Annotated in this window: 14 protein-coding genes, 5 tRNA genes and 1 rRNA gene; 15 read left to right on the top strand and 5 right to left on the bottom strand. The window is 39.4% G+C overall.

The features are described 5' to 3' along the window. Positions 1 to 671 precede the first annotated feature (671 nt). Entirely contained in the window at positions 672 to 1,793 is a 1,122-nt protein-coding gene (locus QDN89_RS17860; RefSeq protein ID WP_280771516.1) for an NADH-dependent flavin oxidoreductase, read from the top strand. 103 nt (positions 1,794 to 1,896) lie between these two features. On the opposite strand, the gene QDN89_RS17855 is transcribed toward QDN89_RS17860, so the two are convergent. Continuing rightward, the gene (locus tag QDN89_RS17855; RefSeq protein ID WP_280771515.1) at positions 1,897 to 2,829 is read right to left on the bottom strand and encodes a DMT family transporter; all 933 of its coding nucleotides are present in this window, start codon (positions 2,827 to 2,829) and stop codon (positions 1,897 to 1,899) included. Positions 2,830 to 3,255: 426 nt separating this feature from the next. Here QDN89_RS17855 and QDN89_RS17850 point away from each other — a divergent pair, with 426 nt between their 5' ends. Beyond that, positions 3,256 to 4,674, top strand: a complete 1,419-nt coding sequence (locus tag QDN89_RS17850) for an LVIVD repeat-containing protein (protein WP_280771514.1) — start codon at positions 3,256 to 3,258, stop codon at positions 4,672 to 4,674. Between the two features lie 64 nt (positions 4,675 to 4,738). On the opposite strand, the gene QDN89_RS17845 is transcribed toward QDN89_RS17850, so the two are convergent. Then, positions 4,739 to 6,571 (bottom strand): UbiD family decarboxylase, encoded by a 1,833-nt coding sequence (locus QDN89_RS17845; RefSeq protein WP_280771530.1) that lies wholly within the window; start codon positions 6,569 to 6,571, stop codon positions 4,739 to 4,741. Positions 6,572 to 6,815: 244 nt separating this feature from the next. Here QDN89_RS17845 and QDN89_RS17840 point away from each other — a divergent pair, with 244 nt between their 5' ends. The 3 genes from QDN89_RS17840 (at position 6,816) to QDN89_RS17830 (ending at position 9,220) form a co-directional block, all read left to right on the top strand. Further along, a complete protein-coding gene (locus QDN89_RS17840) occupies positions 6,816 to 7,253 on the top strand; it encodes a DUF2521 family protein (protein WP_280771513.1) in 438 nt (145 codons plus the stop codon). Between the two features lie 74 nt (positions 7,254 to 7,327). Further along, positions 7,328 to 8,050, top strand: a complete 723-nt coding sequence (cwlD, locus tag QDN89_RS17835; RefSeq protein ID WP_280771512.1) for an N-acetylmuramoyl-L-alanine amidase CwlD — start codon at positions 7,328 to 7,330, stop codon at positions 8,048 to 8,050. Between the two features lie 117 nt (positions 8,051 to 8,167). Further along, the gene (locus QDN89_RS17830; protein ID WP_280771511.1) at positions 8,168 to 9,220 is read left to right on the top strand and encodes a P-loop NTPase; all 1,053 of its coding nucleotides are present in this window, start codon (positions 8,168 to 8,170) and stop codon (positions 9,218 to 9,220) included. 361 nt (positions 9,221 to 9,581) lie between these two features. On the opposite strand, the gene gerD is transcribed toward QDN89_RS17830, so the two are convergent. Next, positions 9,582 to 10,253: a spore germination lipoprotein GerD gene (gene gerD, locus QDN89_RS17825; protein ID WP_280771510.1), complete on the bottom strand. Its 672-nt coding sequence runs from the start codon at positions 10,251 to 10,253 to the stop codon at positions 9,582 to 9,584. A 207-nt stretch (positions 10,254 to 10,460) separates the two neighbouring features. Between gerD and QDN89_RS17820 the strand changes: the two genes are divergently transcribed. Then, positions 10,461 to 11,147, top strand: coding sequence for a KinB-signaling pathway activation protein (locus QDN89_RS17820; RefSeq protein WP_280771509.1), 687 nt, complete (start codon positions 10,461 to 10,463; stop codon positions 11,145 to 11,147). Between the two features lie 75 nt (positions 11,148 to 11,222). On the opposite strand, the gene pdaB is transcribed toward QDN89_RS17820, so the two are convergent. Continuing rightward, on the bottom strand, positions 11,223 to 11,990 hold the full coding sequence (gene pdaB, locus QDN89_RS17815; protein WP_280771508.1) for a polysaccharide deacetylase family sporulation protein PdaB: 768 nt from the start codon (positions 11,988 to 11,990) through the stop codon (positions 11,223 to 11,225). 115 nt (positions 11,991 to 12,105) lie between these two features. Here pdaB and QDN89_RS17810 point away from each other — a divergent pair, with 115 nt between their 5' ends. The 7 genes from QDN89_RS17810 (at position 12,106) to QDN89_RS17780 (ending at position 13,284) form a co-directional block, all read left to right on the top strand. Beyond that, positions 12,106 to 12,360, top strand: a complete 255-nt coding sequence (locus tag QDN89_RS17810; protein WP_280771507.1) for a hypothetical protein — start codon at positions 12,106 to 12,108, stop codon at positions 12,358 to 12,360. 77 nt (positions 12,361 to 12,437) lie between these two features. Continuing rightward, positions 12,438 to 12,554: ribosomal RNA gene (gene rrf, locus QDN89_RS17805) — 5S ribosomal RNA — on the top strand. Positions 12,555 to 12,633: 79 nt separating this feature from the next. Then, a tRNA-Asn gene (locus QDN89_RS17800) sits at positions 12,634 to 12,708 on the top strand. Position 12,709: 1 nt separating this feature from the next. Beyond that, positions 12,710 to 12,785: transfer RNA gene (locus QDN89_RS17795), tRNA-Thr, on the top strand. Positions 12,786 to 12,801: 16 nt separating this feature from the next. Then, a tRNA-Glu gene (locus tag QDN89_RS17790) sits at positions 12,802 to 12,876 on the top strand. Between the two features lie 175 nt (positions 12,877 to 13,051). After that, positions 13,052 to 13,126, top strand: a tRNA-Gln gene (locus tag QDN89_RS17785). Positions 13,127 to 13,208: 82 nt separating this feature from the next. Beyond that, positions 13,209 to 13,284: transfer RNA gene (locus tag QDN89_RS17780), tRNA-Ala, on the top strand. A gap of 150 nt (positions 13,285 to 13,434) precedes the next feature. Here QDN89_RS17780 and QDN89_RS17775 read toward each other — a convergent pair. Next, on the bottom strand, positions 13,435 to 13,611 hold the full coding sequence (locus tag QDN89_RS17775; RefSeq protein ID WP_280771506.1) for an aspartyl-phosphate phosphatase Spo0E family protein: 177 nt from the start codon (positions 13,609 to 13,611) through the stop codon (positions 13,435 to 13,437). A 243-nt stretch (positions 13,612 to 13,854) separates the two neighbouring features. On the opposite strand from QDN89_RS17775, the gene sigW reads away from it, so the two are divergent. Both sigW and QDN89_RS17765 read left to right on the top strand, forming a co-directional pair. Continuing rightward, a complete protein-coding gene (gene sigW, locus QDN89_RS17770; RefSeq protein WP_280771529.1) occupies positions 13,855 to 14,415 on the top strand; it encodes an RNA polymerase sigma factor SigW in 561 nt (186 codons plus the stop codon). Positions 14,416 to 14,439: 24 nt separating this feature from the next. Further along, entirely contained in the window at positions 14,440 to 15,093 is a 654-nt protein-coding gene (locus tag QDN89_RS17765) for an anti-sigma factor (RefSeq protein ID WP_280771505.1), read from the top strand. Positions 15,094 to 15,129: the final 36 nt, after the last annotated feature.

The following is a 15,129-nucleotide window of genomic DNA, read 5'->3' as shown; positions in this document are numbered from 1 at the left end:
CGGGGTTGGGTGTTTTTAGCACACCACTGTGTCAACTCCACTAGCGGTTAATCGTCATCTTGAAAGTCGATACCCTAGAAACCCCCACTTCAAATTTCGTTAGAAATTAAGTGGCGGGAGTATTCATTTAGACGCACAAGCTTCTCCATTCCGAAAGACTTAAAATACGAAATTAACATGACAGAAGATCGTGTAAAAAATGACTATTTATACGCAAAGTGAATATAACATAAATACCGAAATTAACCATCTATTAGATAAGAGAATGTATTAGTCTGACAAAGGGAGGTGTGAACGTTACGTTGAACAAATGGAAGCGGAGTAAAATTATTTCAATGAGAAAAAAAGTAGGCAATGTATGGCTTGTATCAAACGTCAAAGACCCTAAGAAGAAAGGCTATTTCAAATACGTTTCCACTGATGTTTATTCATGAGGATTCCTAACAATTGATCACTCAATGCACGAGCCCCCTTTCGATTTGCACAACGTCATTTGCTTATTCTCCTTCTTCCTTTATATGCATGATATAAATTAAATGCCCGTATAGAGGGATGTCTAGCGGAAAAGACTAATTATTTCTGTGAAAAAGTCTCTGAGCAGATTATTCGTCATAGTTACTTACTTTTTGTAAACTATAAGAGGTAACTTAGATCTACAAGGAGGAAAAAATATGTATTCATTTCTTAAACCCTATACATTTAATAATGGAGCAACAGTAAAAAATCGCATCATGCTCGCACCGATGACGAATTTTGCCTCGGCTGATAATGGCGAAGTGACAGAGGATGAGCTAGAATATTATCGAGAACGTTCGCAAGGAGTAGGTACCGTCGTTACGGCAGTGGCTAATGTAACTCCAGGAGGGAAAGGATTTCCAGGGGAGATCGGGATTGATCGAGACGATCTAGTCGATAGTTTAAGCAAACTCGCTGATACGATTAAAGGTGAAGGAGCTAAGGCAATCATCCAAATGTTTCATGCTGGAAGGATGGCACCGCCGGACTTACTTCCAGATAAGCAGACCGTCAGTGCATCGGCAGTTGCGCCAGAGCGAGAAGGAGCGTCAACACCAAGAGAGTTGACAGAAGAAGAGATTCTATCGATTATTCAAGCATTTGGTGACGCGACTAGGCGTGCGATCCGGGCTGGTTTTGATGGGGTGGAAATTCATGGGGCTAATACGTACTTGATCCAGCAATTTTTCTCGCCACATTCCAATCGCCGCGACGATCAGTGGGGTGGTTCTGTCGACAAGCGGATGCGTTTTGCCCTTGCAGTCGTTGAAGAAGTATTAAAGGCGGCAGAAGAAGCAGATGAATCATTTATCGTCGGATATCGTATTTCGCCAGAAGAAAGAGAAAATCCAGGCATCACGATGGATGATACCCTTGCATTCGTAAAAGAATTAGCAAAGCAAGAGCTTGACTACCTTCATATTTCTGTACAAGACTTCTTCGCAGGATCCATGCGTGATGAATCAGATAAACGTTCTCGAGTCCAAGTCATCCAAGATGAAGTGGGAGACGACATTCCAGTCATTGGCGTCGGTTCATTGCATACTCCGGAAGATGTGGAGCGTGCCATGGAAGGGAATGTACCTTTTATAGCCTTAGGGCGCGAGCTCATTGTGGAACCAAAATGGATTGAAAAAGTAGAAGATGGACGAGAAAAAGAGATTCGTACGGAGCTATCTGTAGATGATCGAGAGAAACTCGTCGTACCAGAATCGCTTTGGAAGGCGATCGTTAATACTCCTGGCTGGTTTCCAGTGAAAGAACATGCGAAAAACTAATTTTTCTTGCTGCTTAACAAAAATGAAATCCAATTTTTATTAAATGGAAAAACGGACGTGTCTCATTGGCACGCCCGTTTTTTTGCAGAGGCGGCTAATTGTCTTATTTCGCACTTGCCTCATTATAAAAGTACCGTTTAAACCACTTTTTTCTGAAAGTAAAAACGGTCAAAAATAACGATAAAAATACAAAGAAAAACCCTGTTACTTGCCACCTCGTCAACACTTCGTTTAACAATAACAGTCCAACCATGACAGAAACAACTAATTCAAAAGAAGAAAGAATCGATGCTTTGCTTGACTCGACATAGGAAAGCCCTAACGTAAACAATATATAAGCAAAGATGGTAGAAATGATCGATATTCCTAAAATATATATCCATACTTCACGATTTAAGAATAATGCTCCCTGCTCCCAAATAGAACTAGTTGGCACCATGAAAGCACTGCCGGGAATTAAGGAATAAAGTGTCAGCGTCAGAGGGTGATATAGTTCGCTCATATATTTTCCGATAATGCTAAACGAAGAACAGAACAATCCGGAGAGTGTACCCAAAATCATCGTGAACCCACTAACGGAAACCCCTCCAATCGGAAAAAATTCAATCACAAGTCCACAACCGAGAAGTGTGAAGAGTATCGCTGTGATTTTTTGAAAGGTAATCTTTTCTTTGTATAATAAGCTTGCAACTGCTGCGGTAAAAACAGGGGAAAGGTAAACAAAAATAACGGCGACAGAAAGGGAGGCTCTTTCTATAACTTCAAAATAACACCAGTTGAACATGGCAATGCTTACGATCCCGAGTCCAATAAAGGAAGGAATATCTTTCAGTCGAATTTTTAAGTATCGCCTCCCCATTATGGCAAGCATGATGAACAAAATAAGACTTGAAATGGACAAGCGAACAGCGACGACTTGCCAAGGAGTGAATCCAAACTCGTAAAGGTTTTCTACAAAGAGACCCGTGACGCCCCAGAAGGATGCACCTAAAATGATAAACAAATGAGCAAAAGATTGGTTCCTTTTCGGATTCATTCTATCCTCTCCTTTTTTGTCTATCCAATAGGGTGAGGAATAATTAGAAATTTATGTACGATGACGTCTTTTTTTTGGTGTGGTAATCAAAAATGAACGGCAATAATAATTTCCATTTATAGGTATAAGGTTGTGTGAATTCCATATAATAGTGTTGTTTTTCCTCATTTATACAGTGTTAATAGCGCTAAAATATATGGAATCAAACGTATCTTGGTGTGATCGATGCAATTTTTTCTATTTTAAAGACATTGACTAAGGTATTCCGGCTGATTCGACATTTTTCTCGTATAAATTAAGAAAATGTAATGAATAAAAGTCGGAATAGTTCGAATTTTACCGAAAGTTTCGAGTGGCGAAATAATTCCTCTTTTTATATACTTTGGGCTGTAAGATTGGAATTCAATCCAAAAGGAGGAGTTATGAATGAAGAAGAAGAACCAGGTTTTTCTCACATCAATTCTAGCAGGAACTCTTATCTTAACCACGTTTATTCCAGCAGCATTCTCACATGATGCATTTGAAGGAGGATGGAAAGGGGAGAGAGCGCCTTTCGATCATGAGGCACTAGAAAATCTAGGTGATCCTGAAGAAGAAGGAAATAAAAACTTGAAATTTCTTCATGAAGCGGGCTCTGCCCAAATTGAAGAGATCGATGGCGTGCAAAATAACACAGCCGATGTGTATGCTCATAACGGATTTGCTTACCTTGGAACGCATACGGCAAATGGAGCCAATGGAGGCGTTCGAATATTTGATTTAAAAGACCCGGAGGACCCTCAAGAAATTGGTCAAATAGCGCATGACATTCCTCATACTTGGCAAGAGAAAGTGATAGTGAAACGAGTCAATACACCAGATTTCAAAGGTGACCTGGCCGTTGTGAGTCTTCAACAAACGTCAAGAAATAATGTGAACCGTCCTGATAGTATCGGCGGAGCACTATTATATGATGTATCGGACCCTTATAATCCAGAAAGATTAGGGTTTTATGAATTAGATCGACGGGTTACAGGTACTCATGAATTATACTTAACAACACAAGGTAATCAGGCACTGATGCTCGTGTCCAATCCTTATGCTGATTTTTACACAGGTGGAGAAGAGAAAGATTTTCAAATGATTGATGTGAGTGATCCAGCCAATCCTGAAAAGATTTGGCAGTTTGATCCACGTTTATTGGAGGAAGTCGACGAAGATTTTAACGGATATCATTGGGATTCTCCGGACGGTCATACGAGACCGGTATTTAATCACAGCGTGATTACAGATAATAACGGACATTATGCTTATGTATCGATGTGGGATCTCGGAACGCTTATTTTTGATATAAGAGACGCGCAAAATCCTGAATATCTTGGCAGAACCGAATTTGCAGATGATCAAAAAGGTTCTGCACACTCTGCAGCTTTAGCAAGAGGAGGAACGGTGTTAATTGAAACTCGAGAAGTGGCTAACCCGCATGGCGACGGATATGAAAGTGCGTATGGCTATACTCGCATTTTTGATATAAAGGATAAAACAAATCCTGTTTTATTAAGTGAATTTACAACAGATTTAACGTATGACTTTTCAGATCCAGTCTTTACATTTTCTAAAACTGTACATGACCCGAAAGTGAGAGGGAACACCCTTTACTTGTCGTATTACTCTGGTGGGGTGATTTCAGTTGATATTTCTGATCCAAGTGACCCAATAGAAATCGGACGATACACGCCTGACCAAGCAGACGTTTGGGGAGTGTTTGTCGACAGAAATTATGTATTAGCATCAGATATGGGGCAAGGGTTAAAGGTTCTTTTGAAAAATAACGGGAATCAGTCAAATAATCGAATGGAAAACTAAAATAAGACAAAAGCGCCCTGATTAAATCAGCAGGGCGCTTTATTGTGTGTATTTTTGTTGGAAATTATAATCCTAAATCACCTAAACTTGCTCCGTATGCAAAAAATCGCTCGACATTGTGTTCTACTTTCTCATCTTCTACGAGAGGTGGAGCATGGTGTGGTTTAATACGGGCATCGATAATCATATTATCACAAGCCCAGTGTTTATTTTTGTAGAAGCTATTCACCCCGTGCACGTCGTGAGAAGGATTGCTTCTTGTAAACGTGGCCCAGAGGAAATTACTCATGTTTTTACTCATAAATGTACTATCATCACAGGCAATAATCATTGGACACGAATCGATTGCTCCTTTTGCTTGGAGCTCATCTGAGAATTGCTTAAATTCCTTTTCAGCCGTTTCGTCATCCATGAATTTAGGTCCCTCAACAGCAACAACACCAGGCATGACGAGACAAGGATTCTTGAATGATTGTAATCCTTTTAACTCTTTTGGTACTTCTTTACATAGCTCTCGTTTTTTATCTCCGTATGCGGCGATGACCACTTTACTTCCGCTGTTTAATTTTTTGCTGGAATAATCAAGCGTATCTATCGTTGTGTTCGTTTGGAAGTGAAGGTCGCGATGCAAGTTTAAACGCTCAAGAATATACGCCAAAAATTCAGCTTCATGGTGCGTATCAACGGGCTTGTCCTGCTCCGCTGTAATGAAAAGAAACTTCGCTAAACTTAGCTGACCAGTTCCCAAAATGCGATTAGCAATTGTTAACAGTTCTGCCGGTTCCTTCACATCGGCATACGGCGTATAGCGCTCGCTTCCGATCGCAAATAATAATGGATGAACGCCAGCATCATCAACAGCATGGACTTCTTTCACCCCTGGAATTTCTTGTTTCACCGCGTCTCCAGTAATCTCATGAATGATCGCACCGAAAGATGTGTCTTCTTGCGGTGGCCGACCTACAACGGTAAATGGCAAGATGGCGTCTTCTTTTGCGTACACTTTATGAACTTTCATGACTGGAAATTCATGAGTTAAACTATAATAACCTAAATGGTCTCCAAATGGACCTTCTGGTTTTGTTTCACCAGGATAAATATCTCCAGTAATAACAAAGTCGGCATCATGACTAATGCAGTAGCCGTCCTCATAGCTATACTGGAAGCGGCGACCGGCTAAAAGACCCGCAAACGTCATTTCGCTTAACCCTTCAGGAAGCGGCATTACAGCAGAAAGGGTGTGTGCAGGAGGACCACCAATAAAAATACTTACTTTCAAAGGTTCTCCTTTGGCTGTCGCTCTCGCTTGATGAACGCCAATGCCACGATGAATTTGATAATGTAATCCGACTTCTTTATCAGAATCATACTCATTTCCATCAAGCTGAACGCGATACATGCCTAAGTTGGAATTCATGATTCCCGCTTTGTCTGGATCTTCTGTATACACTTGAGGCAATGTGATGAATCCTCCGCCATCCATTGGCCAATGCTTGATCGAAGGAAGATCGGATAGTTTAATTTCTTGGGCTTGAACAGGCCCTTTGCTTTTTTTCTTTATCGGTAGCGCCTTGATCCCTGCTAAGCCGGTACTGACATTTTTAAACGGCTGTTTGATCGCTTTTATTGGATCATTTCGAAGAGCAACGGCACTTTGAACCGAATCCCATGTTTTTCGAAAAATAAATTTACTACGCTCCACTGTTCCGAAAAGGTTGGAAACGGCACGAAATTTCGATCCCTTCACATTTTCAAATAAAAGCGCTGGACCACCTGCGGCATACACTTTAAGGTGTATCGCTGCCATTTCAAGGTTAGGATCGACCTCTTCTGTGACACGAATTAAATGCCCATGTTTTTCTAAGTCGTTGATACAATCTTCCATATGTCGATACATCATTGAATGACTCCAATCTCTGTAAATTTTCTCCACCATTCAAAAAACTGATTTCCACTTCCTATTTTACGTCATATTCGTAAAAAATGCAGTCGATACCCATCGGCATTAGATTGGATTGGGAGGAAATTGTGGTTGTGTAATTATTCACTCCCTCGGATACCATATATTTGCCCTTATGAAAAAGATTAATCCATCAACACTATAACTAAGAATCAGTTCAAACAAAGGAGCAGCGATGGGGATGAATGTGATTTTTACGCTTGGAGAAAGACGAAAAGAAAAACAATGGAAATATCAGCGAAGTATGCTTCGCACATTATCGATCAACGATATGAAAAAAGATGTGCAACGACGATTTTTCGCTCATGAAGACGAAGAAACAGTATCGCAGCTATACTTGCAGGATTTTTGCTTGGATATTGGAATTGATACGTTTTTGTTGGGGGCAGAATTTGCTCGTTTTGGTTATTATGGTGAAACAGAATTTATGGTCATGCAACGATGTACCGAAGAAATAAAAGCTCAAATTGATCAGACGGTGGCTCAATTCACTGCATGGTTGAACTTAGATCAATCGCAAGCAAATGTGTATAAAGAAGTAGCCACTGGATATATTTATGAATGGTGGCGTCGAGGTTTTGATGAAGGGAAGAAAAGATACCAGTTGAGGCTCCATTAATTGATTTGCGACAGTAAAAATTACTCATAATTTCCCCCTTGTCCCATATATATAGTACAGGCAAGGAGGGGAAGATGATGAAAAAATGGTGGGGATTGATAGCAGTGGCCTTGGTTGTGGCAATAGGTATGGCAGTTATTCCTTTGTTCAAAAGTACGGAGGATTCTACTGGTTACGGGTTGCCTCTTTCAGGAAAAATGGTCATTCTTGACCCGGGACACGGTGGCATAGATGGAGGTGCCAGTTCAAAAACAGGGTTGTTAGAAAAAGATATTAGTCTTGAAATAAGCTTACATCTCCGTGACTATTTGCAAGAGGCTGGAGCACTTGTCATTATGACAAGAGAAGAAGACAAGGATTTAGCTGCTTCCGACACTAAAAAAGTACGATCAAGGAAGGTTGAGGATCTGAAAGAAAGAGTGAGATTAATTAATCATTCAGATGCCGATATGTTCGTTAGTCTCCATTTAAATGCCATTGGTGAATCGAAATGGAGCGGCGCACAAACGTTTTATAATCGGGCAATAGAAGGAAATGAGCAGCTTGCAAAACATGTTCAAGGGGAGCTTGTCAGGAATTTAGAAAACACAACAAGGCTTGCTAAACCGATTCAAAATGTTTATCTCATTCAACAAGCGACGATTCCAGGTGCTTTAATCGAAGTCGGATTCCTCTCCAATCCAGCGGAAGCAGAAGCACTGGATACGACGGACTATCAACAAAAAGTTGCAGCTTCGATTTATAACGGGATTTTACGATATACGAATAATGAGCCTTTGCCTGACGAACAAGGGTAGGCTCTTTTTTCTATATAATGTGTGATCTAAATCAACATAGCCACGGTTTATGTATGTTATAATTATCCACGTAGTGGAACCGAATACATAACCGATTATATAAAGGATGGTGTCACGATGTTAACAGAAGAACAAGTATTAAAAGCTCTCGAATCTGTCCAAGACCCACATTTAAACAAACCGTTATTGGAAATAGATGCGGTAAAGGAAGTTAAAATCAAGGAAAAGCTTGTTAGTTTGAAATTGGCGATTGCGCAACCTGGAACGGCTGAACAAATGCAGCTTCAACAAGAAGTCGTTGCTGCAGTGAAAAGTGCAGGTGCTGATTCCGTAGGTCTTCGTTTCGAAAAATTGTCAGATGAAGAAATTGAAAAGCATGGTGGAGCTGGTGCTGAAGAAGAAGAAGGGAAGTCTCTTCTTGATAATAAGAGTACGACGTTTATTGCTGTCACAAGTGGTAAAGGTGGCGTAGGGAAATCAACCGTGTCGGTTAACCTTGCAACATCATTAGCTCGCGAAGGGAAAAAAGTCGGGATTATTGATGCAGACATTTACGGCTTCAGTGTTCCAGATATGATGGGTATTGAAGAGCGCCCGAAAGTTTTAGGGCAGCGCATTTATCCTGTTACTCGCTTTGACGTTCAAGTTATTTCCATGGGATTCTTTGTAGAAGATAATTCTCCAATTATTTGGCGTGGACCGATGCTTGGAAAAATGTTAAATAACTTCTTCAACGAAGTGGAGTGGGATGATTTAGACTATTTGATCCTTGACTTACCACCAGGTACAGGGGATGTGGCATTAGATATCCACTCTATGCTTCCTCAGTCCAAGGAAATTGTCGTTACAACTCCGCACGCAACAGCTGCATTCGTTGCTGCACGAGCTGGGGCAATGGCATTGAAAACAGATCATGAAATTCTCGGTGTTGTGGAAAACATGGCATACTTCGAAAGTAAATTAACAGGTGAGAAAGAATACGTCTTTGGTAAAGGCGGAGGAGATAAGTTAGCTGAAGAACTTCAAACAGAAGTCCTGTCGAACATTCCTCTAGGACAACCAGAAATTGACGAAGAAAATTTTGCTCCATCTGTATACGACAAAGATCACCAAATTGGTAAGATTTACACAGAGATGGCGAAGAAAGTCATCCAAAAAATAGAAGGATAACGAAACAAATAACCCCCTTTATCAGGTTTTTTCTGATAAAAGGGGGTTTTCTTATTTGGCACTACCAAAATTCTTAAATATGTGGTCTTTTTTATGTTACATAACTTAGATTGATGGTTCCTCCCGGTGGAGGGGTGCATAATCAAGAGATAGAGCCCGAAGGAAGCAGAATCGACTGTCGAAGGGGAGTAAGACATAGAAATAATTCTCTATCCCTAGTAAAGTAAAACGATACTTTAGATCCTACCTCTATCTATACCGATTTGATTAAGAAGTCTAGAGAACATTGACCATCCTATCATATAAAAAAACGAGGCAGAAAATACGATTCTACATCGTTTTTCTAAGGTCCCTATATCAATTAAAAACCTAATCCTTCTTCATTGTCTTCCCCTTCATTACTACCGCCGCCTTCTTCTCCTCCACCTTCACCGCCACCTTCTTCTTCTTCTCCACTACCTTCTTCAGCAGGTTCAGGACTTTTTAATTCTTGTTTTGCAATTTCTTTTAACAGATCGTTGACTCTAGCGACAAAAAGAGGGCTTTCCATCGCTTGTGTAACGACGGCTTGAATCTCCTTTCTGTAATCCTTTGATTTCGTGAGTTCCACATAATGTTCTTCCATTTCAGGATCTGATAATATCTCTATCATCATCGATTGATATTCAGGATCTTTCATCAATCCTTTTAACAATTGTTCGTTTTCTTCTTGAAGACTCTCGGCAAATGTTTTTGCGAATTCAGGGTCCTTCATCAATTCTTGCCAGTACGTTTTTCCCTCTTCAGAAGCCAATGTCTGTTCAATCGTATCTTTTATAAATTCTTGTTCCATTATCAGTTCTTCTTTCACTTCATCTTCCTTCAACACTTCCTGAATCGCTTTTTTCCCTTCTTCTGTTTGGAGCATGTCTACGACCATTCGCTTCGTATCTTCATAATCTGGTTGGGTCGTATTTGTATCTTCTAACGCGGCGCATCCAAATATCGTCGTCGCACAGAATAATATAAGTAAGAATATGGCTTTTTTTTTCATGAGGGCCGTGCTCCTTTCATCATCTCTGTCTTTAATATGAGAGTAGAGAAGGAATTTTATACAAAGCTATATAGGTATATTTGTAAAAAAAAGTTCGATCAATCATTATGTAGTCGGAAGTACATGAAATGAACATAAAAACTGGCATGCTAAATTCAAACTTTGATACAATAGAGAATGGATGAAAAGTAGTGGGAGGAAAATCAATTGAATTCTAGAAAAGTGGTATTTTTATTTAATACAACCTTTTTAATCGGAACGACCGCCGGTTTTATCGTTGGAATGATTTTAGACTGGCAAACACATATGAATGATTTAAGTAATCTACGTTTTGGTGGCGTAACGATGGTCATCATTACATCAGCAATTTGGACAGTCATTGCGCAAATGGGTTTCTTTGCTTACTTAACAATTCATCGTTTTGGGTTAGGTATTTTTAAATCCGTAAAACTGTGGAACAAAGTACAAGTTGTTTTAATTGCATTTGCTTTGTTTGATCTGATGTTTTTTAGACATTATTTCTTTGCTGCAGAAGGAGAATCCTTGTTTGGCTATATTTGGATGCCACTCATGCTTCTTGGGTATGGAGTCATTGTTGCAACAATAAAAAGTAAAGAGACGGATCGATCAGCATTTATTCCTGCACTTTTCTTTATTGTAGTTGTTACGTTGATTGAGTGGATTCCAGCGTTAAGAGAAAATGATTTTACGTTTTTATTAACAGCTATCGTTCCTTTGCTTGTAGCAAATACGTGGCAAATTCTCGTGCTTCATCATTTACATAGGCAACCAAATGGAAAACAGCCAAGTGTGAGTGAAGTAAAGGAAAAAGAAAAAGTGGCGAATAAGACAAGAAACAAAAAAGGAAAAAATAAAGCTCAGTCCCGAAAATAATCGGGCTGAGCTTTATTTATGACTTACTGGTCATAAGATTTATATTTAAGCCGCTAAAAACAGCACAGCATTATTTTAATCAATTTCTTCCGCTTCCATTTCTACGCCGGTCATTAATTGTGAAATGGAAACAAAAGAGTAACCATCACTTTCTAATTTATCCAAGGCAATAGGCAGTGCTTCAGGCGTTTGTTTTGCTGAGTCTGATGCATGGAATAAGAGAATATCTCCATTTGAAATATTTGTTGTTGCATTTTCTACGATGGCATCAACTCCTGGGTTTTCCCAATCATGAGAATGGATGCTCCAGTGAATCACATCGTAATTCATAGATTCGGCAACTTGCAGAACTCGTCTATCAAAACTCCCGTTTGGTGGCCTTAATAATTGTGGCGGTTCGTCAGTCAACTCCGATAATATTCGATGTGCCTGCTGAATATCTTTTTTTATGTCTTCTTCTTCCCAACCAGTATAATGTTCGTGACGATAACCGTGGCTTCCAATTTCATAACCAGCATCAACAATAGACTCAAGAAGGTCAGGGTGACGTTCAGCCCAAGCTGCTGATACGAAAAAAGTTGCGTGGTCAATGTTTTTGTCTTCGAGCACATCTAAAATTGGCCCCAACTGCTGTTCTCCCCAGCTAATGTCAAATGTTAAAGCTAGTTCAGGGTGTTCCGCTTCCACCCTATGAATAGCAACAGGTTCCTCTCCATCACCAGGAGAGAAGACCGGTAGTAATGGTGATTCGACGAATAAAATCCCAGCGGTGAAAAAAGCCGCAATTCCAATAATCATATATCTTTTTAACGTTTTCGCATTCCAGACCCAAATAAAATTCATACTGTGTTGCCCCCTTGTCCCTGTTTACCTAATATGTATTCGAGGGACAGGCAATTATGAATAAAAAGAGAGGAAATAGAAAATAATTTCTATCAGAAAGGTAAGAGGTGATGATATGTTCGGATTAATGTTGAATCATAAAGAAGCGGAAGAGACAGAGTATTTATTGAAACGAGAGCTAGAAGAACTTCTTCTTGATTTATCTGATGAAAGAATCGATGGACTTATTCGAAGCTCAATGGAAGAACGGTATCAAATTATTTTTAAGATTTATAAAAGGTTTGCCTCTAAAACAGAGTTGTGTAAATATATTAGAAGACCAAAGCCCAATGAAAAGCCTATAAAAAATAAATCTAAAAAAAATTATTAAATACACTTGAATTTTTCGCCGAAAGATAGTAAGATATCAAATGTCTCACAAACAAGATAAGATCTTTGTGAACAGAGTTTAGTGACGATCGCGGAGAGGTCACACCCGTTCCCATGCCGAACACGGAAGTTAAGCTCTCCAGCGCCGATGATAGTTGGGGGATCTCCCCCTGTGAAAGTAGGACGTCGCTAAGCTCACCCTTTCTTAAGGGATGTGTTTCACATAGTCAGGACGAAGGTGGCGAAGAGATTCGCAGCTTATATAAAACATTATTCCACAGTAGCTCAGTGGTAGAGCTATCGGCTGTTAACCGATCGGTCGTAGGTTCGAATCCTACCTGTGGAGCCATGCTTCCTTAGCTCAGTTGGTAGAGCGCATCCATGGTAAGGATGAGGTCAGCGGTTCAAGCCCGCTAGGAAGCTCCAAAAGAAGCGTTATAGAGGCCCGTTGGTCAAGTGGTTAAGACACCGCCCTTTCACGGCGGTAACACGGGTTCGAATCCCGTACGGGTCACCATATTTTTCAGACAAATTGCTATCGAAGCAATTTTTTTCTATGTCTATTTACTCTATACAGCTAAAGAGAGTAGTTTATTGATGCATAGTTCTTATTAAAAAAGGGTAAGTTATTTATTACGATATAAAGTAGAAAAATAAATTGAGAATGACATTAAATTTTTTGACAACGATATAGGGCTATAGCCAAGCGGTAAGGCATCGGATTTTGATTCCGTGACTCGCAGGTTCGAATCCTGCTAGCCCTGCCATTTTTTTTTTTTTTTTTTTTTTTTTTTAGGGATTAAATTCCAATTATTTACACTTTCAGCTAGACCATTGAAATAACAACAAGGGGCCTTAGCTCAGCTGGGAGAGCGCCTGCTTTGCACGCAGGAGGTCAGCGGTTCGATCCCGCTAGGCTCCACCAAATAAACAATTTTTCTTTGGATGATGATCCAAAGATTTTTTTTGCTATTTTGTAACTAATATACGTGATACTTGACTGGAACAAACCCATATAAGAGGTGAGAGATCGATAAAAAAACCGATCTTGAAAGATCGATTTTACTACCAAACGCTATTGCTTCTCCTTATACAACATTTCGTATTCATTAAGAAGTTTATCTAAATACATACTTAATTCAATCACTTCTTTTGACGTTCGATTCTTATGAGAAGACAGTTCGTTCATTTTATTACGAACGGATTCAATTTCTCTTAGTAACTCGGTAGCTGTGCTGGGCTGGAGTGCCATGGTTGACAACCTCCTTATTCATTAGTTGAGTAGCTGAAATAGTACTTTTTATCCATCTGTTATTACAACTTAATACTAAGTTTACTTTTAATTTCCCAATTCTAAAATTTAGTAAACATGGATTTTATTGAAATACATGTTTTTCCACAGATGAAGTGATAGAATTATTAATGAGAAAATGAAACCTATCATTGTTGGGGAACGTATAAGGTGGTAACCGCAGTGAAGCGGAGGTTATTCGGGATGGATATCGTCGTAAAAAAAATTATTTTAGAAGTGAAAAAAGGGAATCAGGATGCGTTTGCAGAGTTGATGGACTTGTACAAAGATAAAGTCTATCACATTGTTTATCGTATGCTCGGAAATGTCCACGAGTCTCAAGATGTGGCTCAAGAGGCTTTTTTAAGAGCGTATACAAATATAGACTCCTACGATATAAATCGGAAATTTTCTACGTGGCTTTTTCGAATTGCAACTAACTTAGCCATAGATCGGATTCGTAAAAAAAAGCCAGACTTTCATCTGGAAGATCAAGTAGCAGGAACTGAGGATTTAACATATTATTCACAATTCTCAACGGAAGAACAACTGCCAGAAGATCAGGTTGTCCAGTTGGAAATGCAGGAATGGATTCAAGAAGAAATCTTGCATCTTCCTCCAAAATACCGTTCGGCCATTATCCTTAAGTATTTGGAAGACCTTTCGTTGAAAGAAATTAGTGAGATATTAAATCTTCCAGTAGCAACAGTCAAAACGCGGATACATCGCGGTAGAGAATCGTTGCGAAAGCGATTGAAAGACTGATAGTCGTGGAAAGGAGACGAAGAGATGGCTTGTTCAAAGGAAAACAAAATTCTTATTCATAAATATTTAGATGATGACATCACCCTTTTAGAGAAAAAGCAGTTACAAAACCATGTTATGTCATGTAAGGACTGTGAAGATCATCTAAAGGAATTGAAAAAAACAGTTGCGATTATTCAAAGCACTTCACATTTTCAAGCTCCAGATAACTTTACAGAAAATGTGATGAATCAACTTCCCAAGCAACCAAAAACTCAAAAATGGAAACACTGGTTTCGAAAGAATCCATTTATTATTACTGCAGCCACCTTCTTTCTTGTCTTTATCCTTAGTCTTTCTGCGACATTTGGAGATGATAGTAAAGAAATTACTGTTAAAGGGGATGGCCAATTCATCGTGGATGAGGCTCGAGGAGTTGTTATTATTCCTGAAGGAGAAAGGATTACAGGTGATTTACTTATTCGGAATGGAGACATTGAAATTGTCGGCGAAGTTACCGGTAATATTACAGTCATAAACGGAGAGTATGTCATGGCATCGGCCGATCAAGTTTCAGGTGAGATTAATGAAATTAACCAAGCGATGCATTGGTTATGGTATGAAACGAAATCGTTCTTTTCTGAAGTAGTAGGGTTCATTGATAATAGTGATACGGACGAGGATGAAAAGAACAGATAAATGAAAGGGACTGTCCCAAAAGTATTATTTTAGACC

This window comes from Salipaludibacillus daqingensis (genome assembly GCF_029891575.1).
Classification (GTDB): domain Bacteria; phylum Bacillota; class Bacilli; order Bacillales; family Salisediminibacteriaceae; genus Salipaludibacillus; species Salipaludibacillus daqingensis.
Note: the sequence above shows the minus strand (reverse complement) of the source record. Positions and strands in the feature narration are given on the sequence as shown.